20 protein-coding genes are annotated in these 18,132 nt (G+C 65.1%); 9 read left to right on the top strand and 11 right to left on the bottom strand.

Annotation, left to right across the window (positions count from 1 at the left end; all coding sequences use genetic code 11):
- Nucleotides 1–405: hypothetical protein (locus A3M7_RS50330; RefSeq protein WP_210164308.1), on the bottom strand; the 405-nt coding region annotated here is incomplete at its 3' end.
- On the opposite strand from A3M7_RS50330, the gene A3M7_RS0136930 reads away from it, so the two are divergent.
- Both A3M7_RS0136930 and A3M7_RS0136925 read left to right on the top strand, forming a co-directional pair.
- A complete protein-coding gene (locus tag A3M7_RS0136930) occupies nucleotides 404–961 on the top strand; it encodes an RDD family protein (RefSeq protein ID WP_027548395.1) in 558 nt (185 codons plus the stop codon). The two genes, A3M7_RS50330 and A3M7_RS0136930, sit on opposite strands and share 2 nt — an antisense overlap.
- Nucleotides 962–1,080: 119 nt before the next feature.
- Nucleotides 1,081–1,857 carry an arginyltransferase gene (locus A3M7_RS0136925; protein ID WP_027548394.1) on the top strand — a complete coding sequence of 259 codons (777 nt, stop codon included), beginning with the start codon at nucleotides 1,081–1,083 and terminating at the stop codon, nucleotides 1,855–1,857.
- 121 nt (nucleotides 1,858–1,978) lie between these two features.
- Here A3M7_RS0136925 and A3M7_RS0136920 read toward each other — a convergent pair whose 3' ends face one another.
- Nucleotides 1,979–3,331: an Nramp family divalent metal transporter gene (locus A3M7_RS0136920; protein ID WP_027548393.1), complete on the bottom strand. Its 1,353-nt coding sequence runs from the start codon at nucleotides 3,329–3,331 to the stop codon at nucleotides 1,979–1,981.
- Between the two features lie 168 nt (nucleotides 3,332–3,499).
- Between A3M7_RS0136920 and A3M7_RS0136915 the strand changes: the two genes are divergently transcribed.
- Complete coding sequence (locus tag A3M7_RS0136915; protein WP_027548392.1) at nucleotides 3,500–4,744, top strand: MFS transporter; 1,245 nt, start codon at nucleotides 3,500–3,502, stop codon at nucleotides 4,742–4,744.
- Between the two features lie 114 nt (nucleotides 4,745–4,858).
- Here A3M7_RS0136915 and A3M7_RS0136910 read toward each other — a convergent pair whose 3' ends face one another.
- Nucleotides 4,859–6,118 (bottom strand): adenylate/guanylate cyclase domain-containing protein, encoded by a 1,260-nt coding sequence (locus A3M7_RS0136910; protein ID WP_027548391.1) that lies wholly within the window; start codon nucleotides 6,116–6,118, stop codon nucleotides 4,859–4,861.
- A 177-nt stretch (nucleotides 6,119–6,295) separates the two neighbouring features.
- On the opposite strand from A3M7_RS0136910, the gene A3M7_RS0136905 reads away from it, so the two are divergent.
- Together A3M7_RS0136905 and A3M7_RS0136900 are read left to right on the top strand one after the other, a co-directional pair.
- Complete coding sequence (locus A3M7_RS0136905; RefSeq protein WP_027548390.1) at nucleotides 6,296–7,453, top strand: MFS transporter; 1,158 nt, start codon at nucleotides 6,296–6,298, stop codon at nucleotides 7,451–7,453.
- A gap of 31 nt (nucleotides 7,454–7,484) precedes the next feature.
- Entirely contained in the window at nucleotides 7,485–7,673 is a 189-nt protein-coding gene (locus A3M7_RS0136900; protein WP_027548389.1) for a hypothetical protein, read from the top strand.
- Between the two features lie 274 nt (nucleotides 7,674–7,947).
- Here the strand turns inward: A3M7_RS0136900 and A3M7_RS0136895 are convergent, their stop codons facing one another.
- Nucleotides 7,948–8,781 carry an N-acyl homoserine lactonase family protein gene (locus A3M7_RS0136895; protein ID WP_027548388.1) on the bottom strand — a complete coding sequence of 278 codons (834 nt, stop codon included), beginning with the start codon at nucleotides 8,779–8,781 and terminating at the stop codon, nucleotides 7,948–7,950.
- 90 nt (nucleotides 8,782–8,871) lie between these two features.
- Nucleotides 8,872–9,834, bottom strand: coding sequence for a CDF family Co(II)/Ni(II) efflux transporter DmeF (gene dmeF / locus A3M7_RS0136890; RefSeq protein WP_027548387.1), 963 nt, complete (start codon nucleotides 9,832–9,834; stop codon nucleotides 8,872–8,874).
- A gap of 205 nt (nucleotides 9,835–10,039) precedes the next feature.
- On the opposite strand from dmeF, the gene A3M7_RS0136885 reads away from it, so the two are divergent.
- The gene (locus A3M7_RS0136885) at nucleotides 10,040–10,858 is read left to right on the top strand and encodes a chromate resistance protein ChrB domain-containing protein (protein ID WP_027548386.1); all 819 of its coding nucleotides are present in this window, start codon (nucleotides 10,040–10,042) and stop codon (nucleotides 10,856–10,858) included.
- Nucleotides 10,858–12,243, top strand: coding sequence for a chromate efflux transporter (gene chrA, locus A3M7_RS0136880; protein WP_027548385.1), 1,386 nt, complete (start codon nucleotides 10,858–10,860; stop codon nucleotides 12,241–12,243). Before A3M7_RS0136885 ends, chrA begins: the two co-directional genes overlap by 1 nt.
- Before the next feature lie 108 nt (nucleotides 12,244–12,351).
- Here the strand turns inward: chrA and A3M7_RS50085 are convergent, their stop codons facing one another.
- Entirely contained in the window at nucleotides 12,352–12,501 is a 150-nt protein-coding gene (locus tag A3M7_RS50085) for a hypothetical protein (RefSeq protein ID WP_198033887.1), read from the bottom strand.
- Nucleotides 12,502–13,008: 507 nt separating this feature from the next.
- On the bottom strand, nucleotides 13,009–13,368 hold the full coding sequence (locus tag A3M7_RS0136870; protein ID WP_084302842.1) for a hypothetical protein: 360 nt from the start codon (nucleotides 13,366–13,368) through the stop codon (nucleotides 13,009–13,011).
- Between the two features lie 123 nt (nucleotides 13,369–13,491).
- On the opposite strand from A3M7_RS0136870, the gene A3M7_RS0136865 reads away from it, so the two are divergent.
- Entirely contained in the window at nucleotides 13,492–14,535 is a 1,044-nt protein-coding gene (locus A3M7_RS0136865; RefSeq protein ID WP_027548383.1) for a medium chain dehydrogenase/reductase family protein, read from the top strand.
- Nucleotides 14,536–15,157: 622 nt separating this feature from the next.
- Here the strand turns inward: A3M7_RS0136865 and A3M7_RS47845 are convergent.
- The 4 genes from A3M7_RS47845 to A3M7_RS0136845 all read right to left on the bottom strand — a co-directional run bounded on the left by A3M7_RS47845 (nucleotide 15,158) and on the right by A3M7_RS0136845 (nucleotide 16,932).
- Nucleotides 15,158–15,373 (bottom strand): hypothetical protein, encoded by a 216-nt coding sequence (locus A3M7_RS47845; protein WP_027548382.1) that lies wholly within the window; start codon nucleotides 15,371–15,373, stop codon nucleotides 15,158–15,160.
- 39 nt (nucleotides 15,374–15,412) lie between these two features.
- Nucleotides 15,413–15,565 (bottom strand): hypothetical protein, encoded by a 153-nt coding sequence (locus A3M7_RS49270; RefSeq protein WP_156937099.1) that lies wholly within the window; start codon nucleotides 15,563–15,565, stop codon nucleotides 15,413–15,415.
- Nucleotides 15,566–15,804: 239 nt separating this feature from the next.
- A complete protein-coding gene (locus tag A3M7_RS0136850) occupies nucleotides 15,805–16,491 on the bottom strand; it encodes an L-2-amino-thiazoline-4-carboxylic acid hydrolase (RefSeq protein ID WP_027548381.1) in 687 nt (228 codons plus the stop codon).
- 48 nt (nucleotides 16,492–16,539) lie between these two features.
- Nucleotides 16,540–16,932, bottom strand: a complete 393-nt coding sequence (locus tag A3M7_RS0136845) for a RidA family protein (protein ID WP_027548380.1) — start codon at nucleotides 16,930–16,932, stop codon at nucleotides 16,540–16,542.
- 128 nt (nucleotides 16,933–17,060) lie between these two features.
- On the opposite strand from A3M7_RS0136845, the gene A3M7_RS0136840 reads away from it, so the two are divergent.
- Nucleotides 17,061–17,690 (top strand): LysR family transcriptional regulator, encoded by a 630-nt coding sequence (locus A3M7_RS0136840; protein WP_027548379.1) that lies wholly within the window; start codon nucleotides 17,061–17,063, stop codon nucleotides 17,688–17,690.
- The last annotated feature ends 442 nt before the right edge of the window (nucleotides 17,691–18,132 follow it).

Raw genomic sequence — 18,132 nt, 5'->3', positions numbered from 1 at the left:
CTCTTGATGAAGACCTTCTTCTGCGACCCCCACGCGCCGTGGCAAAAGGGCGGCATCGAGAACGCCATCGGCCGCTTGCGCCGCTTCATCCCCCGAAAGACCGACCTCGAAAAGCTCCCAACCAAGCGCTTCCGCCAGTCCGTTGCCACCTACAACAACACCCCGCGCAAATGCCTTGACTTCAGAACCCCGGCAGAGGCCTTCTCCTCTCAACTGTTGCACTTCGAGTGTGAATCCACCTCCTGGCTTTCGCCAGGACGACGGTGGAAGTGCCGCAGCTTCCACGAGCCCCCTCGCCCCCGAATCGCCGGAATATTTCGGCTTGTTAATCCCGACGCCCTTGGCACGCGGACGGCCTGTTCCCATGTCCTGCCACGGGAGTTTCCCTTCGGGAGGTTGGACCATGTCGTATTCGGACTCGGGCAATTCAGGACCCCAGGCGGGCGCCTGGCGCAATGACGGCGGGGTGCAACCGCATGCCTTCGATCCGTATCTGCAGCCGGAATTGTTCCGCGGCGTTGCAACGCGGCGGGTGTTCGCCTTCCTGATCGACATGGTCGTGATCTCGGTGCCGGTCATCCTCGGCTACCTCTTCATCGCCTTGTTCGGCGTGGTCACGCTCGGCCTCGGCTGGGCGCTGTTCTGGCTGGCCTGGCCGGCCTCCGTGATCTGGGCCATCGTCTATTACGGCGCCTGCATCGGCGGTCCGTCATCGGCGACGATCGGGATGCGGGTGATGGACCTGGAGCTGCGCACCTGGTACGGCGCGCCGGGCTATTTCGTGCTCGGCGCCACCCATGCCGTGCTGTTCTGGGTGACGGTTTCGTTCCTGTCGCCCTTCGTGGTCCTGGTCGGCCTGTTCAACGGCCGCCGGCGGCTGTTGCATGACTTCGTGCTGGGAACGGTCGTGATCAACAACTCGGTCCGCGCACCCGCGCCCCAGGGTGCCAGAACCTACTGATCAAGAACCTATCAACCAGGACCGACTAAGCTGACTGATCAGACCTGCCGAGCAGACCAATTGACCGAGGGCTTCCGTAGCGCGATGCTGATACCCACTTCGGAGGCCCACGACGTCCCTTGACCCAACACTCGCGCGACACCCCCCAATTTTACCTCACGGCGCCTTCTCCGTGCCCGTATCTGCCGGGCCGTCATGAGCGCAAGGTGTTTACGCACCTCGTGGGTGACCGCGCGGGCGATCTCAACGACCTCCTGACCCATGGCGGCTTCCGCCGCAGCCAGTCGATCGCCTATCGGCCCGCCTGCGACCAGTGCCGCGCCTGCGTGTCGGTCCGGGTCATCGCTAACGAGTTCCGCCCGTCCCGCAACTTCCGCAAGGTAATGGCGCGCAACGCCGACATCATCGGCGAGCAGCGCAGCGCGGTTCCGACCTCCGAGCAATATTCGGTGTTCCGCGCCTATCTCGACGCCCGCCACCGCCATGGCGGCATGGCCGACATGACCGTGCTCGACTACGCCATGATGGTCGAGGACAGCCATGTCGAGACCCGCATCATCGAGTACCGCAAGCGCGGCCCCGATAGCGGCATCACAGGCCGCGGCGAGGAGCTGATCGCGGTTGCGCTCACCGACGTGCTCAGCGACGGCCTGTCGATGGTCTATTCCTTCTTCGAGCCGAGCCAGGTCAGCCGCTCGATGGGCACCTTCATGATCCTCGACCACATCGCCCGCGCCCGCCGGCAAGGGCTGCCCTACGTTTATCTCGGCTACTGGATCGAGGGCTCCAAGAAAATGGACTACAAGGCCCGCTTCCTGCCGCAGCAACGGCTGGCACCGTCCGGCTGGCTGCGCGTCGACGCGCAAGGGGATGCGGCGTCCGAGCCGCAGGATTAGTTCTCTGTCATGCCCCGGCTTGACCGGGGCATCCAGTACGCCGCGGCTTCTCGGCTCAACAACGGCTTTCTCTGGAATACTGGGTCGCCCGGTCAAGCCGGGCGACGACAACGGTGTGTGACTAGCCGAACAGCGTATCCGCCAGCAGCTTCAGATTCAGGACCACGATGACGCCTGCGACGATCCACGCGATCGCGGCAACGTATGGCGGAATCGCGAACTGCCCCATCTTGCGGCGGTCGGAGACGAAGCGGACCAGCGGGATCACGGCGAAGGGCAATTGCATCGACAGCACGACCTGGCTGAACACCAGCAGATCAGCGGTGCCGCGCTCGCCATAGATCGCGGTGACGACGATGACGGGAACGATCGCGATGCCGCGTGTGAGCAAGCGCCGCGCCCAGCTCGGCAGGCGCAGATCGAGAAAGCCTTCCATCACGATCTGGCCGGCAAGCGTCGCCGTCACGGTCGAGTTGAGGCCCGAGGCGAGCAGCGCAATCGCAAACAGCGTCGAGGCGATGCCGAGACCGAGCAGCGGTGACAGGAGCTCGAAAGCCTGGCCGATCTCGGCGACGTCGGAATGGCCGCTCTTGTGGAAGGTTGCCGCAGCGACCACGAGGATCGCGGCGTTGATGAACAGCGCCAGCATCAGGGCGATGGTCGAGTCCGTCGTCGCCCATTTGATCGCCTCGCGCCGGCCCTTCTCGTTGCGCTCATAGGCACGCGTCTGCACGATCGAGGAGTGCAGATAGAGATTATGCGGCATCACGGTCGCGCCGATGATGCCGATCGCGATGTAGAGCATTTCCGGATTGGTGAAGATCTCGGTCTTCGGCATGAAGCCGTGAAGAACTTCCGCGACCGGCGGCGCCGCGGCCACGATCTGGACCGCGAAGCAGACCGCGATCACCGCGAGCAGCGCGATGACGAAGGCTTCCAGGAAACGGAAGCCGCGGTTCATCAGAAGCAGCAGCAGGAAGGCATCAAGCGCCGCAAGCAGCGCGCCGCCGATCAGCGGAATGCCGAACAGGAGCTTGAGCGCGATCGCGGTGCCGATGACCTCGGCGAGATCGCAGGCGATGATCGCCGCTTCGCAGGCGAGCCAGAGCAGGAAGTTCACCGCCGGCGAATAGGTCGCGCGGCAGGCCTGCGCGAGATCGCGGTCGGTGACGATGCCGAGCCGCGCTGCCAGCGACTGGAGCAGGATCGCCATCAGGTTCGAGAGCAGGATGACCGAGAGCAGCGTGTAGCCGAACTTCGAGCCGCCGGCGAGGTCGGTCGCCCAATTGCCGGGGTCCATGTAGCCGACCGAGACCAGATAGCCCGGACCGACGAAGGCGAGCAGCCGCCGCCACCAGCGGCCTGCCGCTGGAACGGCAATTGTGGAATTTACCTCGGCGAGGCTCTTGGTGGCCGGCGCGTCGGTGCGCCAGCCGGCGGCGTCGGAGGTGAGATCGGGCGAACGAGCATCCATGCGGTCAGAATACCGAAGTCGAGGCTTATTGCAACTCATTTGCAACTGCATCTAGCCGCATCGGTTCCCGGCGCGGCCTTGTTGTACCCGCCCTGTCGGGAAGCGGGTGGGTTTGGCCGGTCTCGGGGGCGGATACTGGCGCCAATCCGACTTTGCAGGAAATGAGCCATGTCAAATCCGCCGCGCCTCCCCGACATCTTCAACCGCCTCGCCTGGTCCAATCTCGCGGCGCAATCGGCCGAGCAGATCGCGCTGGCCGCAGCCCCCATCGTCGCGGTGCTGACGCTCGGGGTCGCCGAAGGCCAGACCGGCATGTTGCAGACCGCGTTGACGCTCCCCTTCGTGCTGTTCGCCATTCCGGCCGGCCTGCTCGCCGACCGCATCTCGCGGCGTTCGCTGATGGCGGGCGCCGAGGCGCTGCGGGCGGCAGCCCTCGTGGCCATCGTGCTGCTGCTGGCGCTCGGCGCCCTCAATCTGCCGCTGCTGGCGCTGCTCGGCTTCGCTGCCGTGTGCGGCACCGTCGTCTACAGCGTGGCCGCGCCGGCCCTGGTGCCCTCGCTGGTGAGTTCGGATCTGTTGCCATCAGCCAATGCCCGGATCGAGCTTGCGCGCACCATCGCCTTCGCCAGCGGGCCTGCGCTTGGCGGCGCGCTGGTCGGCTGGTGGGGCGCGAGCCTGGCTTTCGGCTTTGCCGCGGCGCTCTCGGCTGTTGCCGTGGTGCTGCTCTCCGGCATCTACGAGCCCGACCGCACGCCAGCGCCGCGGCGCCATCCGTTCCAGGACATCCGCGAAGGCGCGGCCTTCGTGTTTCACCATCCGCTGCTGCGGCCGGTCTTCATCACCCAGTTCATCTTCAACACCGGCTGGTTCCTGCAGATCGCGGTGTTCGTGCCTTACGCCGTACGCCATCTCGGCCTGACCGCCGCCGGCGTCGGCACGGTGCTGACGATGTACGGCGTCGGCATGGTGATCGGTGCGCTGCTGGCGACGCGAGTCATGCAGCGCGTCGCCTTCGGCACGGTTGTCGGCCTTGGCCCGGTCACCGGCTTCGTCGCCTCCCTGGTGATGGCGCTGACGGTGCTGGTCCCCTCGCCATGGCTCGCGGCCTTAAGCTTCTTCCTGCTCGGCGTCGGGCCGATCCTGTGGGTGATCTCGACCACCACCTTGCGCCAGTCCGTGACGCCGCCGCGCCTGCTCGGCCGCGTCTCCGCCATCAACATCATGAGCTACGGCGCCCGCCCGCTCGGCTCGGCGCTGGGCGCGATCGTTGGCGGCCTCTGGAGCGCGGAAGCGTGCCTTTATCTCGCGGCGGCCGTGTTCGGCATGCAGGCGCTGGTGATCCTGCTGTCACCCGCGGTGGCGCTGCACCGGCAGCCGGAGATGGTGGGGGACGAAGTGGCGGTGAGGTGTTAGCCACACCGTCATTGCGAGCGAAGCGAAGCAATCCAGAATCCGTCCGCGGCGACAGTCTGGATTGCTTCGTCGCAAGAGCTCCTCGCAATGACGGAGTATGTTGAGGCGACCGAGCTAACCCGCCAGATACCGCTCGTAGCTTCCCGTCACCGGCTCGCTCGCGTCGACCTCGGGATCGAGCGTGTAGAGGTCCTGCGCGCGGCCGATGCCGCGCAGCGCGTAGCGGCCGGTGGAGACGAGATAGCGGCGCCCGGCGGCATCGAGGCCCTTGTAGAACTCCGCAGATGCCAGCAGCTCGCGGTCGACCGAGCGGCTCATCGAGGCGATGCGGCTGACCTCGTTCACCGTCGGACCCACCACCGTGAAGTCGAGCCGGTCCTCGCTGCCGATATTGCCGTAGAAGACCTCGCCGACATGCAGTCCGATATAGGCGGACGTGGTGGGGCGGCCGTCGGTAGCCCGACGCGTGTTCAGCGCCGTGACGTTCTGGCGGAACAGGTGCTCGGCGCGCAGCGCGGCACGGCGCGCGGCCGCCATGTCCTCGCCGGTGAACATCGCGAGCACGCCGTCGCCGATCAGCTTCAGGACGTCGCCGCCAGCGTCGTGGATCGCATCGATCACGGCCTGCGCATAGTCGTTGAGGAAGGGAATGATCTCGTCCGGGCCGATGCTCTCGCTGATCCCGGTCGAGCCGCGCAAATCCGAGTACCACAGCACGGCATTGATGCGCTCGGTGACGCCGCGCGAGATGCGGCCGCCCAGCACCTGCTCGGAGGCGCCGCGGCCGAGATAGACCCGCCCCAGCGTGCGCGCGATATCGACCTGCTGCGCCGACTTGATCGCGAGCCCCAGCACCGGCACGAGATCGCGCAGGGACTCCAGCTCGGCTTCGCTGAAGCCGCTGTCGCGGCGCGTGGTCCAGCAGGAATAGAGGCAATCCATCAGGCCGAGCGCGCCGTTCTCGCCGAAGCGATGCACGAAGGCGAGATAGTGCTTGTGGCCCTTCTCGGCGAGCTCGCCGATCTGCGAGAAATCCAGCGACGGCGCGTCGGCAAGATCGATCACCATCTCGTCGTGACCGTGCTCGAGCATGTGGAAGAACACCGACCGGCGCCAGTGCTGGGCCGCGTCGCCCTCGGCGGTCGAGCCGTATTCGAACGCGTCGCTCTCGTTGCTCGCCCGATCGCTCCAGCGGAAGCCGCGGCCCTCATAGATCGGATGCAGCGTGTCGATGACGACGAGGGCGCGCGAGAGTTCCAGGCCCTCGGCGCGGCAGCGCTCGCAGAACCCGCGGAGCAATTCGTTTTCGGGCAGGCCCGTGAGCCCCTGGCCGGTCAGCCAGTTCATCAGCGCAAGGCGCGAGGTCAATTGCATGCGCCATTATGCCGTGCATTCGTGACGAGCGAAAGGCGCAAGCCCCGCGCGAGCCGTACGCAAGGCTCCCGTCCCTTGCAGGTCGAATATGCCGCGATCGCGGTTGACGCACTCGCAGCGCGGGCGGCAAATGCCGGCGATGATGACTATATCGGCCAGAATCGGAAGCACGCGCGGATGAGCCAGCGCCAGCTCCCGATCATCCTGGCGCTCGGCACCACGCAGACCCTTGCCTGGGCTTCCAGTTACTACCTGCCGGCCCTGCTCGCCGATCCCATGGCGCACGACCTTGGCGTCTCCTCCAACTGGATCTTTGGCGCGTTCTCGGCCTCGCTGGTGATCTCCGCGATGCTCGGCCCGCGGATCGGGCGGCAGATCGATCTCGTGGGCGGACGGCAGGTGCTGTCGGCCTCGAACCTGACCATTGCCGCCGGCCTCGTACTCCTTGGGTTGTCGCAATCCGTTCTGGTGATGGCGGTCGCCTGGCTCGTGCTCGGCATCGGCATGGCGATGGGGCTCTATGACGCCGCCTTCGCCGCGCTCGGCCGCATCTACGGCACCGAGGCGCGCAGGCCCATCACCGGCATCACGCTGATGGCGGGCTTCGCCTCCACCGTCGGCTGGCCGCTGACTGCCTGGGGCCTCGCCCATATCGGCTGGCGCGAGACCTGCTTTGCCTGGGCGGCCGCCAACATCCTGATCGGCCTGCCCCTCAACTTCTTCATGCTGCCGGCGATCAAGGGCGCGAAGCAGGCGGCGGCGACGGCCGCGAAGCCGCATGTGCCGCTCGACCGCACCATGATCCTGCTCGCCTTCGTCTTCGCCGCGGCCTGGACGGTCACCGGCGCGATGGCGGTGCACTTTCCGCGCATCGTGGAGGCAACCGGCGCGACACATGTCGAGGCGATCGCGGCCGGCGCGCTGATCGGTCCGGCGCAAGTGCTCGCGCGCATTCTCGAGGCGAGCGTTCTGAGCCGCTTTCATCCGCTGTGGTCGACGCGGCTCGCCTGCGTGACCCATCCGATCGGAGCGGCCGTCGTCGCGATCTTCGGCGGCGCCGCGGCAAGTGCGTTTGCGTTGCTGCACGGCTCGGGCAACGGCATCCTGACGATCGCCCGCGGCACGCTGCCGCTGTCGATCTTCGGGCCGAAGGATTTCGGCTACCGCCTCGGCATCATCGGCGCGCCGGCGCGGATGGCACAGGCGGTGTCGCCGCTGGCCTTCGGCCTGCTCATCGACGTCATGGGCGCCAAGGTGCTGATGGTCTCCTCCGCGCTGAGCCTCTCGGCGCTGGCGGCGCTGTTCCTGGTCCGCGCAGGGCGCCGGCCCGATTGACCGCCCGGCCGCTTTCGCGCACAAGCGGGCCATGACCGAAGACAACAGACCGCCCCGCACATTCAAGGGCCTGCTGCGCTGGACGACCACGCCGCCGCAGGCCTGGGTCGTCTATCTCCTTGCCGTCATGCTGGTGTGGCTGCTGTCGTTCTATGCCGGCACGCTGAAGCCGAAGAAGACGCCGGAGGGCGGACCACCGCCGGTCGCGGCGCCGCGCTGAAGCATGCCGCTTCAAGCCAAAGCCATCGCGATTTAGGCGGCCCGGGTCCTCGACAAAGCTGCCCACCTCGCTTGTCAGTTGCTCGGCCTGTCGCGACAGACCGTCTGCCGCGCTCAGCACCTCGCTCGCAGCGACGCCCGTTTCCGTTGCCGCCTTGCTCACACCACCGATGGTCGCCGTCACGTCCTTCACCGATTGCGACGTCTGCTGGACGTTGCGGGATTCCGGCGAAGACCGCGAGCAGCCCGGTGTGGCAACAAACCTGTCCTAGAAGCTAGTCGTAGAACTCCGGCGACATCTTCTGGCTGTCGCGCTGGGCCTTGTCGTGATTGATCCAGAGCTGCGCCTTCTCCTTGGCGAGCGTATCGGCGATCTTCTGCATCGAGGCCGCGCTCTGGTCCTTGTTGACGTTCATGCCGGGCACGCGGCGGTTATCCCAATTATCCTTGAAGTGAACGACATCGCCGGACAGGATCACCGCACCGGTCTTCGGCAACTTCACCAGCAGCGACTGGTGTCCCGGCGTATGGCCGGGTGTCGACAGGATGGTCACGCTGCCGTCGCCGAACACGTCCTTGTCGCCCGCGAGCTGCTCGACCGGATGCGAGGGCTTGAAGCGCGGTTCGTTGTTGGCGCCGGGCCAGTCATATTCGGCCTTCTGCACGTAGAGCATGGCCTGCGGGAACAGCTCGACATTGCCGGTGTGGTCGGGATGCGTGTGCGACACCGCCATCGCCTTGACGTCATCCGGCTTGAGGCCGAGCTGTTCGAGCTGGGCGGCAAGCGTCTTCGGCCGGCGCCAGGTGACGGCCTTGGGATCGGCGGGAACCAGGCCATTCGGCATCGCAGCGACGGCATCGGCGATGCCGGTGTCCCACAGGAACCAGCCCTTGCTGCTGTGCTTGATGAGATAGCAGCTGTCGACGAAGTCCATCGACTTGCCTTCGTTGAGGCCGGGCGTCCAGCGCGAGATGTCGCCGGCGGTGCCCTCCCCGCAATTGAGGACGTAGAGCTTTTCGACGCCCGTCTTTTCCGACTGCGCCATCGCCGCATGGCCGGACAGGGCGAGCGCGACGGCGACAAGAGCGAGCTTGATTCTGGGCGTCATCCTTGGTTCCTCCTTGGGCAAGCGGTTGGATAAGCTGCGACCGAGGATCAACCCCGGCCGCGCCGCAGAATTCCGTTGGCGCTGATCACGTCAATGCGGGCAGGTCTCGACCTCGACCGTGACGTGGCTGAGGCCCTTCAGCCCGGCGAGCCGCTTCTTGTAGACGGCCGGCTGCTTCGGCTTGTCCGACACCACCGAGACCAGCACGGCGCAATGGCCGGGGCCGACCTGCCAGAGATGCAGGTCGGTGACGCGGTCCTCTCCGACCTCCATGCGGGCGCGGATGGTGCGTTCGAGCTTCTCGTCGGCGCGCACGTCGAGCAGAACCGCGCCCGAGCTCTTGATCAGGCCGAACGCCCAACTCGCGATCACGACGCTGCCGATCAGGCCGACGGCCGGATCGGCCCAGACCCATCCCGAAGACATCGCCACCGCGAGCGCGCCGATCGCCAGCACCGAGGTCGCGGCATCCGCCATGACGTGGACATAGGCCGCACGAAGATTGTTGTCGTGATGATGGTGGTGGTGATCATGATCGTCGTGATCACGATGCACTTGGCCGTGGCCGTGATCATGGCCGTGATGATGGTGATCATGGCTGCCGCGCAGCAGCCACGCGCTGGCAAGATTGACGCAAAGGCCGAGCGCCGCCACTGCGATCGCCTCGCCATAGACGATCGGCACCGGCGTGAACAGCCGCAGCACGCTCTCATAGGCGATCTCGACCGCGATCAGGCCGAGGATGATGGCGCTGGAGAAGGCGGCGAGATCGCCGAACTTGCCGGTGCCGAAGGTGAAATGCGAATTCCCCAGATGCCGGCGCGCGAAGCGGTAGGCGAACGCGGCAATGCCGAGCGCCGCCGCGTGCGTGCCCATGTGCCAGCCGTCGGCCAGCAGCGCCATCGAGCCGAACAGCGAGCCGGCGACGATCTCGCCGACCATCATCACCAGCGTCAGGACCATGACCAGCCAGGTGCGCCGCTCGTTCTCGTCGTGCCTGTCGCCGAGGAAGGCGTGGTCATGGGTCCATTGCTCAATGGAATGGGAATGCATCGGCTCAACTCTCCGGAAAACAGAATCCGCGAAGGCCAATATAGGCCCCGGCAGCATATCTTTCTAACGCTGATTAGCGGCGAAACCGGCGGTTGACAGCTTGGCGCGGTTTCGTTGTAATGCGGCTCATGGGGATTTGAGCGATCTCCCCACGAGGCGACATGCCCAAGTATCGCGTCCCGTTCGGTTTATGCGAGGACGCATCATGTCTACATTCACGACCATATCATCTGACAAATTGGCGCGCCTGATCGGCACGGCCAATGCCCCTGCCCTGATCGACGTGCGCACCGAAGAGGACTTTGCCGCCGACCGGCGGCTGATCCCCGGCTCCATCAAGCTCAGCCACGACAAGGTCCAGGACTGGGGCGGCGATTTCGCCGGCCGCAGGGCCATCGTCTCGTGCCTGCGCGGTGAAAAGCTCGCACAGGGCACCGCCGCCTGGCTCCGCCAGTTCGGGGCGCAGGCGGAGACGCTGGAGGGCGGCTTCGAGGGCTGGAAGGCGGCCAAGCTGCCGCTGCTCGACACGCGCAAGCTGCCGCCGCGCGACGCCAAGGGACGCACCGTCTGGGTGACGCGGGCGCGGCCGAAGGTCGACCGCATCGCCTGCCCCTGGCTGATCCGCCGCTTCGTCGATCCCAATGCGGTGTTCCTGTATGTGGCGCCGTCCGAGGTCGTCGCGGTCGGCGAGCGGTTTGGCGCGGCGCCCTTCGACATCGAGAACGTGTTCTGGAGCCACCGCGGCGAGCTCTGCACCTTCGACGTCATGATCGAGGAGTTCGGGATCGCGATGCCAGCTTTGCTCCGGCTCGCAACGCTGGTGCGCGGCGCCGACACCGCGCGGCCTGATCTGGCGCCGGAAGCGCCCGGCCTGCTCGCGGCCTCGCTCGGGCTGTCGCGGATGTACGACGACGACCTCGAACAGCTCGAGGCCGGCATGCTGCTCTATGACGCCTTCTATCGCTGGTGCCGCGACGCGACGGCCGAGACCCACAACTGGCCGACCAACAAGGTGAAGGCGTAATGGATACCCGTAACGTTCAAGCAGGAGCTGATGCCGGTCACGGCATCAGCTTCAACGAAGCCTTCCGCGTCTGGCTTCGCGTCGCCTGCTTAAGCTTCGGCGGGCCCGCGGGCCAGATCGCGGTGATGCACCGCATCCTGGTCGAGGAGAAGAAGTGGATCTCCGAGGGCCGCTTCCTGCATGCGCTGAACTACTGCATGCTGTTGCCGGGACCGGAGGCGCAGCAGCTTGCGACCTATATCGGGTGGCTGATGCACCGCACCGCCGGCGGGCTGATGGCGGGCGGGCTGTTCATCCTGCCCGGCATCATCGCCATCATGGCCTTGAGCTACGTCTACGCCGCCTTCGGCAATGTCAGCTTCGTCGAGGCGCTGTTCTTCGGCCTGAAGGCGGCCGTGCTCGCCATCGTCGTCGAGGCCGTGGTACGCGTCGGCAAGCGCGCGCTGAAGAACCGCATCATGATCGCGCTCGCTGCGATCGCCTTCGTCGCCATCTTCTTCTTCGCGGTCCCCTTCCCGATCATCATCATTGCCGCCGGCGTGATCGGATATATCGGCGCCAGGCAGGGCCGGCCGGAATTCGCCCCGGCTGGTCACGGCGCTAGCGGCAGCAGTGCGGTGATCGACAGCATGCTCGGCGACGCCGTACCCGATCACGTCAAGCCCGATACCGCGCGCGCGGTCCGGGTCGGCGCGCTCTGGCTTGCGCTGTGGCTGGTGCCCGTGATCGCACTGCTCGCCGCGTTCGGCCAGGCCAACGTGTTCAGCCAGATCGCCCTGTTCTTCTCGAAAATGGCGCTGGTCACCTTCGGCGGCGCCTATGCGGTGCTGGCCTACGTCGCCCAGCAGGCGGTCGAGCATTATCACTGGCTGAGGCCGCACGAGATGCTCGACGGCCTCGGCATGGCCGAGACCACGCCGGGCCCGCTGATCATGGTGCTCCAGTTCGTCGGCTTCATGGCGGCCTATCGGGACCCCGGCGGCCTGTCGCCAATGCTGGCGGCGACGTTCGGTGGACTGCTTGCGACCTGGGTGACGTTCACGCCCTGCTTCCTCTGGATCTTCGTCGGCGCGCCCTATATCGAGCGCCTGCGCGGCAATACGGGCCTCGCCGGCGCGCTCAGCGCGATCACCGCCGCCGTCGTCGGCGTGATCCTCAACCTCTCGATCTGGTTCGCGCTGCACACGCTGTTCCGCGAGACCGTGCCGGTGCATGCGTTTCCGTTCGCTTTCGACAGGCCGGTGCTGACCAGCGTCGACATTCCGGCGCTCGTGCTGTCGATCGCAGCCGCCACCGCGATCTTCCGCTTCAAGCTCGGGATGCTCACGGTGCTTGCGGGCAGTTGCGCGGCTGGTGTTGGGCTGCGGCTGGCGGGGATCATCTAGGAAGAGGAGCGCACCCGTCACCTGGCGCCAGGGCATGTACGCGGTGCGGTCTCAGCTCTTGGCCTTCGGACGTCCGTATCACGGACGCGGCCGCCGCCAAGTCCCGCCCTACAGGGCTTGATCGTAGGCCTGCAGGATCCGGACAAAATCAGCCATGCTGGATCGATCTCCATTTCCAGCCATAGCCGCGACCTCAGCATTGGACGCGGGTTGGTTTCCCTGCCAGAACCGCATCAGGAATTCGGCGATGTTACGCATGGGCGTACTCTCTGCACCAACCATGGCAGCAAGCCTCAGTTGAGCGGCAAAGCGCCGCTGGATCGGGAGAAGAGCCCGGCGGGCACTACGCCGCCGGCCTTGTCCCGCAACTGCCGGCTCGCAGGACCGGTTCCGTTGCTCTTCACTCTGGATGTATCGGTAGCACCAAGCACTTGGTGGGCGCCATCGCGCGGAGGTATGAAGTGACCATACCTAGGTAGACCTGGGGCCGGTGGAATGAGCCGCGCCCCTAGCTTGAGTGATCATGAAGCACACGATCACACCGCCGCTGCCATCGGAACACGTTCAAGCAACGCGGGTGTAGCGTCCGCTACTATGGGTCAAAAGCAACGGTAGACGTGATGCTGGATTGCCGTCGGGTTTGCCTCTGAAAGCCGACATGACAGGGGTTCCAGCGACCTTCGGCTAAGGGCCAACAGGCGACATCGGCCGCGCAGCAAGAGACCGCCCGAAGGCGGTCTCGCACTCGGGAGCGAAGGCGTTCCGTCAAATATCAACCTGGATGGCCATGTTGGAGCGTACCCAATCGGATTGCCCGGCCTTTAGCCGCTTAGCCTGGAATTCTGCGAAAGCTGGATCGGCACCTAGTGCCGCCAAGGTGCGCCCATAAGCTTCTACGCTATCGAAGCGAGCGACGAAGGCGTAGTTCCCGACCTCGCCACCGATCACCGACCCATAGCTGACATCGGCCCCATGTTTTCTCCAAAGTGTCGCGCCGTCCTTTGCAAGCTGTAAGATGGTCGCGAGATCGCTACCGGGTCTTGGATGCGAAACGAACTGCATAACAACCGCAGGCATTTTCCCCACCAATGAAAAATGATGGCGCCAAATAACCCGGTTGGTCATTTAGCCCGAGCAGAATTCCAAACAGTGCAGCCTCAGGCTTGATCTGGATCAATTTCATTTTTCCAGCTTGGCGGCAGTCTCCCCGTTCTTGCGCTGAATGACGGCATTGCATGGAGATCGCCCATGATGGAACAGCGCAATCGAGTTGTTCAAGTCAGCCGCTTCGGTGATCCCGAGAGACTGGAGGTCGTCGATGCTCGCCTGCCCACCGCCGGCCAGGGCGAGGTGCGCGTTCGCGTGCTCGCGTCGAGCCTCAACTACACCGAGGTGTTGATCAGGCGCCATCTATACCCGCAAACGATGCGCCTCCGGCCGCCGTTCGTGATGGGCTACGACGTGGTGGGGGCAATCGATCAGCTCGGCGAAGGCGTGCACGAGTATCAAATTGGCGATCGCGTGGCCGACATGACGGTGGTCGGGTCAAACGCCGAGTATCGCACGCTTCGGGCGAACGACGTGGCCCGCGTGCCGGTGGGCGTAGACGCGGCCGAGGCGGCCACGCTGATCTTGAGCTGGACGACCGCCCACCAGCTTCTGCACCGTGTGGCCCAGGTCCAGCGAGGCCAACGTGTGCTCGTGCACGGAGCCGCCGGCGCAGTCGGCCAGGCGCTGCTCGTGCTCGGGAGACTGGCGGGCCTCGAGCTGTGGGGCACGGTGCGCGGCGAGCACATGGCGCTCGTCCGAGACCTGGGGGCAATCCCGATCGACTACAAGCATGAGGACTTCACGCGGGTTCTGCCGGGCGGGTTCGACGTCATCGTCGACGGCGTTGGCGAAGACGGCTATCGCCGCTCATACGCGGCGCTCAAGCCAGGTGGCCTGCTCTGTGCCATCGGGTTCTCGGCGAGCGTGCAGGCAAAGCGCCGAATGCTCCCTATCGTGATGGAGATCGCGCGCCTCTACCTGTGGAGATTATTGCCCGACGGCAAGCGAGCCCGCTTTTACTCGGTAAATGCCATGCGGGCGCGACATCCCACCTGGTTCAAGGAGGACCTGGAGGAACTGTTCGAGCTTCTGGCAGAAGGTGCCATCCGGCCGCGCGTCGCCGAGCGTATCTCCTTCGACGAGGTCGCCGATGCTCACCGTCGCCTCGAGGCTGGCGGTCTCGAGGGCAAGCTCGTGCTGTGCCCGGATCTCTCCTCGCGACGCAGCCAGCGCGCCGCCTGACGCGGTGCGACGCTGCCCGGGCGTTTCCGCTACGGTCAGGACCGCCGCTCGGAATGACCGCCAACAACTTCCATTCGAACCCAAGACGCCGAGCCGGCTGTGAGCATGGCGATCGGCAGGAACGGGCCCAAAGGAGCCCTTACGGTCCGGCTCGCCCTGAGCGAAGCCGGACCGCTCACCGACCAGGGAGTGGCTCACTTCCGGGGCTCAACGACTGTCTTTGTTGATCCGTCCGGCGCTGCCTGCATCCCCGGTGGGCTTTGACCTTGCGGACTTTCCGGCTGCGCACCACCCGACTTTGTTTCAATCGGTCCGGTCCAACCTTGCGGCTGCAATTGACCCTTTTCTTCCGGCGCCGAGCGCCCAGTCGGCGTGTTCAAGTCTTTCTTCGGATCGGCTTGCGCTGTCGCAAATCCGCACGACACGGCCCAGCAAATCGTCGTTATCAGAATAATCCTCACGGCGACCTCCGCTTGGCTAAATGTAACAAACAGGCTGGGCCACCCTTCAGTTCCGAAGGCCACATCCGGCCCCCTCAAACCGTGACCGCGAGTTAATCAATCACCTCGTCAACGAGCACCACCGGCTGAGGTGGAATTTCGAAGGGAGCGTTTTCGCTGTCTCAGGGCTGCAGGAGTGACAGGAGCCTTTGACGGTCTTGATCGCGTAGGCGTTGGCATTCACGCAGCCGTTCCAGCTCCTCTTCAGCGCTTGCAGTATTTTGACCCTCACGTTTCAAGTCGAGAACTAGCCGCTCCTGTTCTGCAAGCTGGCGCTCTCCTGCGACCACCTCGCGTTCAATACGGCCCAACTCATCATAGATCGAAGTTCTGTCCATCGAAGCGCTCCACGGTGCTCGATCAACCCGATCCACGTTTCACCGTTCCTCCCTTTTTCCGTTTTTTCCCTGCAGGCCACCATCGATCTCGACGCCAAGCTTGCGGCTCAGCGCCTGCTCGAGCGGCGACAGCGTCTTGGCCGCGGCGATTGCTGGAAGGCATAGGCAAGCGACTGCGATCATGATGCGCATGGAGAGACTCCAGAGATGTGAGAAGCTGGTTAGTGCAGGTACGGGGAAACGGCCGGATACCAGATGTCGGCAACCGCCTGGTGCCCTTGTGCGCTGGGATGCCCCATGCTGTCGGCGTAGCCTGTCGTGCTGATCGTCGGATTGCCTCCGTTCGATCCCGTGACTGTGATCCACCTGAAACTGCGCGACACCGCCGCCCGTCGACATCAGGAGCGAGCCGGCCGCGCGTCCATGAGGCATCACCTCTGGAGTCGTGAGAAGCGGAAATTGCAGTGGCTCGCACCGCCAGCCAATGTTTGCGTCCTGTCCAGACGGATGCCGCGCACAGCATAGGCGTCGAAATCAAGCCCGCAGATGTTCGGCAGGATGTCCTTGTCTCCATGGCGAGCCGCGAATTTGCAGAAGCCGCAGGCCTTGTAGTTGATGCCGAACTCAAAGGTGTCACCCGCGCCGGGCTCGACGAAATCGTAGACGAAATCTTCCGGAAACTCGTTCTGATGGCTGCTTGTGACGCTTTGCGCGGCCTGCTCGCGCATTAGCGCCTGGTTCTCAGGCGACATGAACTGACGCCCCGAAGCGAGACGTTCCGCTTCTGGCACGGTGAGCAATTGCGCCTTGTAGGTTTCCCGCTCGATCTCGCCGATCACGGGCAGCGGCACGCCGCGCCGCCGGAGCACACGGCTGATCGCCATGAAACCCATGAGACGCATGAAGAAATCGCTCATGCGACTGGCCGCGCCGCCGACATAGGGCATCTGGGTGAGCACGATCTCAAATTCGTCCATCACCTCCTGCCTGATCCCGTCGATATCCGACAGATGCGCGCGCTCGCGCAACGTCGCTTCGGCAAGGTCGAGGCGATGGCGCATGGCGGCCTCCATTGCACCGCGATGCGCCTCGTAAAAGGGGTGGAGGATCTCAGCCATTGGACACCTGACACGATTGGCCTGTTACAAGGTCGTCGAGAGCCGGGTTCATTCCGCGGCAATCGCCTCGATCTCCAGCAACCATTTGCTGTCGACGGTCTCGACGATCACGACCGTCAGCGCAGGCCGATGTTCCCCAAGCATCGCGCGGCGAATGGTGCGGTTGGGCACGACCTGCTTCCGGTCGGTCAGGAACGTCGTGACCTTGACCAGATTCTCGACGCCAAGGCCGGCAGCGGCAAGCACCTCGATGACGTTGCGCCAGGCTTGCTCGCATTGCGCCTCGAATCCCTCCGGCACGGCGCCGTCGGATGCCTCGGGCACCTGGCCGCTGACAAAGAGCAGGCGGCGATGCTGCTTCAATTCAAGTCCCATGCTGTAACCGCCGGCGGGAGCGTGGACCGTTGCGGGATTGTGGCTGACGATGTGAGCTGGGGGCATAGTATTTCTCCGGATTGCGGGCTGACCGTATCCGGCAACATCGCCGCGGCGCAAAGCATCATTCCTGCGGTTCAGCGCAAGAAAATCTATTGCAAGGCCACGGCCCATCGGTGTCAAACTGCGACGCGATGACCTACTCTCTTCCGCCACTCAACGCGCTCCGTGCCTTCGAAGCCGCCGCACGGCATCTCAGTTTCAAGCTCGCCGCGCACGAGCTGCACGTGACGCCTGCCGCCGTGGGGCAGCAGGTGAAAGCGCTGGAGGCACGCCTCGGCGTGCGCCTGTTCGAGCGGCTGCACAAGCAGCTGATCCTCACCGCCGCCGGTCTGGCCTATCTGCCCGGGATATCCGATGGCTTTCGCTGCATTGCGGATGCGACCTCGCAATTGAAACCGGCAGGTGCAGTGCTGCTCCAACTGGGGGTCCATGGCAGCCTCGATTTGCGCCGCCTCGCCTTGGCGGAGTTTCGCGGCGCGCATGCCGATATCGGTTTGCGGGTGCTGCAGCCCGCCGGCCTGCACGAGCTGGTCGAGGGCAAGGTCGACCTGCTGATTGCCCGCGGTCTTGGCCACCATCCGGGCTATCGCTGCGATCGGATCAACGAGGGATCCGGATTGGGCGATTGGCTGATTGCGCCCGAGGGCACCGCTGATTGTCCCGAGATCGTCAGCTTTCGCGAATGGCTGCGCGCGCTGGCGAACGAGGTCCCGCTCGCAAACCGCAACCGCCCTCGCCTGGTCCGCACCGTCGGAAGTTGAGGCAACCAGCGAAGAAGGAATTGCCCGTCGGGCAAAACACCCCGCACAAATCTCCCGCCTCGCCTGTCAATCCTCCGTCGCAAATATATTCCACTTTACCGAAATTCGGATTTAGCGTACACACCAGGCACCCTGGCCCGAGACAAGGGGCGGATCGCGATCGTCACGAACCGCGGGCCGGGCAGCGATGGACGCGACGGCGTCGGGCGCGAGCGGCATTGCAGGGCGGGAAACCGTGAGCAATTGCCTTCGCGCGAACGACACGGCGNCGACAGCGTCTTCGCATGGCTTCGGGTGCGAGCACACGCCAGCTCTCGAAGGCCCAGCGAGGACGTGCGCGGACGGCGAAGTCGTGTGGTCCTGACGCCCGGGGTCTGTGCGTCAAGTCTCGTGGTGATGTGCGCTGCCCGATCGGACGCGCACATCAGCCATCCGCGAGGCG

Source organism: Bradyrhizobium sp. WSM2254 (genome assembly GCF_000472645.1).
Classification (GTDB): Bacteria; Pseudomonadota; Alphaproteobacteria; order Rhizobiales; family Xanthobacteraceae; genus Bradyrhizobium; species Bradyrhizobium niftali.
The sequence above is the reverse complement of the archived record's forward strand: the minus strand, read 5'-3'. Positions and strand labels throughout refer to the sequence as shown.

Bases quoted from the DNA above. Each gene is read 5' to 3' on its own strand.
- A3M7_RS0136930 (WP_027548395.1), top strand. From the start codon at position 404: ATGTCGTATTCGGACTCGGGCAATTCAGGACCCCAGGCGGGCGCCTGG.
- A3M7_RS0136920 (WP_027548393.1), bottom strand. From the start codon at position 3,331: ATGGATGCTCGTTCGCCCGATCTCACCTCCGACGCCGCCGGCTGGCGC.
- A3M7_RS0136915 (WP_027548392.1), top strand. From the start codon at position 3,500: ATGTCAAATCCGCCGCGCCTCCCCGACATCTTCAACCGCCTCGCCTGG.
- A3M7_RS0136910 (WP_027548391.1), bottom strand. From the start codon at position 6,118: ATGCAATTGACCTCGCGCCTTGCGCTGATGAACTGGCTGACCGGCCAG.
- A3M7_RS0136905 (WP_027548390.1), top strand. From the start codon at position 6,296: ATGAGCCAGCGCCAGCTCCCGATCATCCTGGCGCTCGGCACCACGCAG.
- A3M7_RS0136900 (WP_027548389.1), top strand. From the start codon at position 7,485: ATGACCGAAGACAACAGACCGCCCCGCACATTCAAGGGCCTGCTGCGC.
- A3M7_RS0136895 (WP_027548388.1), bottom strand. From the start codon at position 8,781: ATGACGCCCAGAATCAAGCTCGCTCTTGTCGCCGTCGCGCTCGCCCTG.
- dmeF (WP_027548387.1), bottom strand. From the start codon at position 9,834: ATGCATTCCCATTCCATTGAGCAATGGACCCATGACCACGCCTTCCTC.
- A3M7_RS0136885 (WP_027548386.1), top strand. From the start codon at position 10,040: ATGTCTACATTCACGACCATATCATCTGACAAATTGGCGCGCCTGATC.
- chrA (WP_027548385.1), top strand. From the start codon at position 10,858: ATGGATACCCGTAACGTTCAAGCAGGAGCTGATGCCGGTCACGGCATC.
- A3M7_RS50085 (WP_198033887.1), bottom strand. From the start codon at position 12,501: ATGCGTAACATCGCCGAATTCCTGATGCGGTTCTGGCAGGGAAACCAA.
- A3M7_RS0136870 (WP_084302842.1), bottom strand. From the start codon at position 13,368: ATGACCAACCGGGTTATTTGGCGCCATCATTTTTCATTGGTGGGGAAA.
- A3M7_RS0136865 (WP_027548383.1), top strand. From the start codon at position 13,492: ATGATGGAACAGCGCAATCGAGTTGTTCAAGTCAGCCGCTTCGGTGAT.
- A3M7_RS47845 (WP_027548382.1), bottom strand. From the start codon at position 15,373: ATGGACAGAACTTCGATCTATGATGAGTTGGGCCGTATTGAACGCGAG.
- A3M7_RS49270 (WP_156937099.1), bottom strand. From the start codon at position 15,565: ATGCGCATCATGATCGCAGTCGCTTGCCTATGCCTTCCAGCAATCGCC.
- A3M7_RS0136850 (WP_027548381.1), bottom strand. From the start codon at position 16,491: ATGGCTGAGATCCTCCACCCCTTTTACGAGGCGCATCGCGGTGCAATG.
- A3M7_RS0136845 (WP_027548380.1), bottom strand. From the start codon at position 16,932: ATGCCCCCAGCTCACATCGTCAGCCACAATCCCGCAACGGTCCACGCT.
- A3M7_RS0136840 (WP_027548379.1), top strand. From the start codon at position 17,061: ATGACCTACTCTCTTCCGCCACTCAACGCGCTCCGTGCCTTCGAAGCC.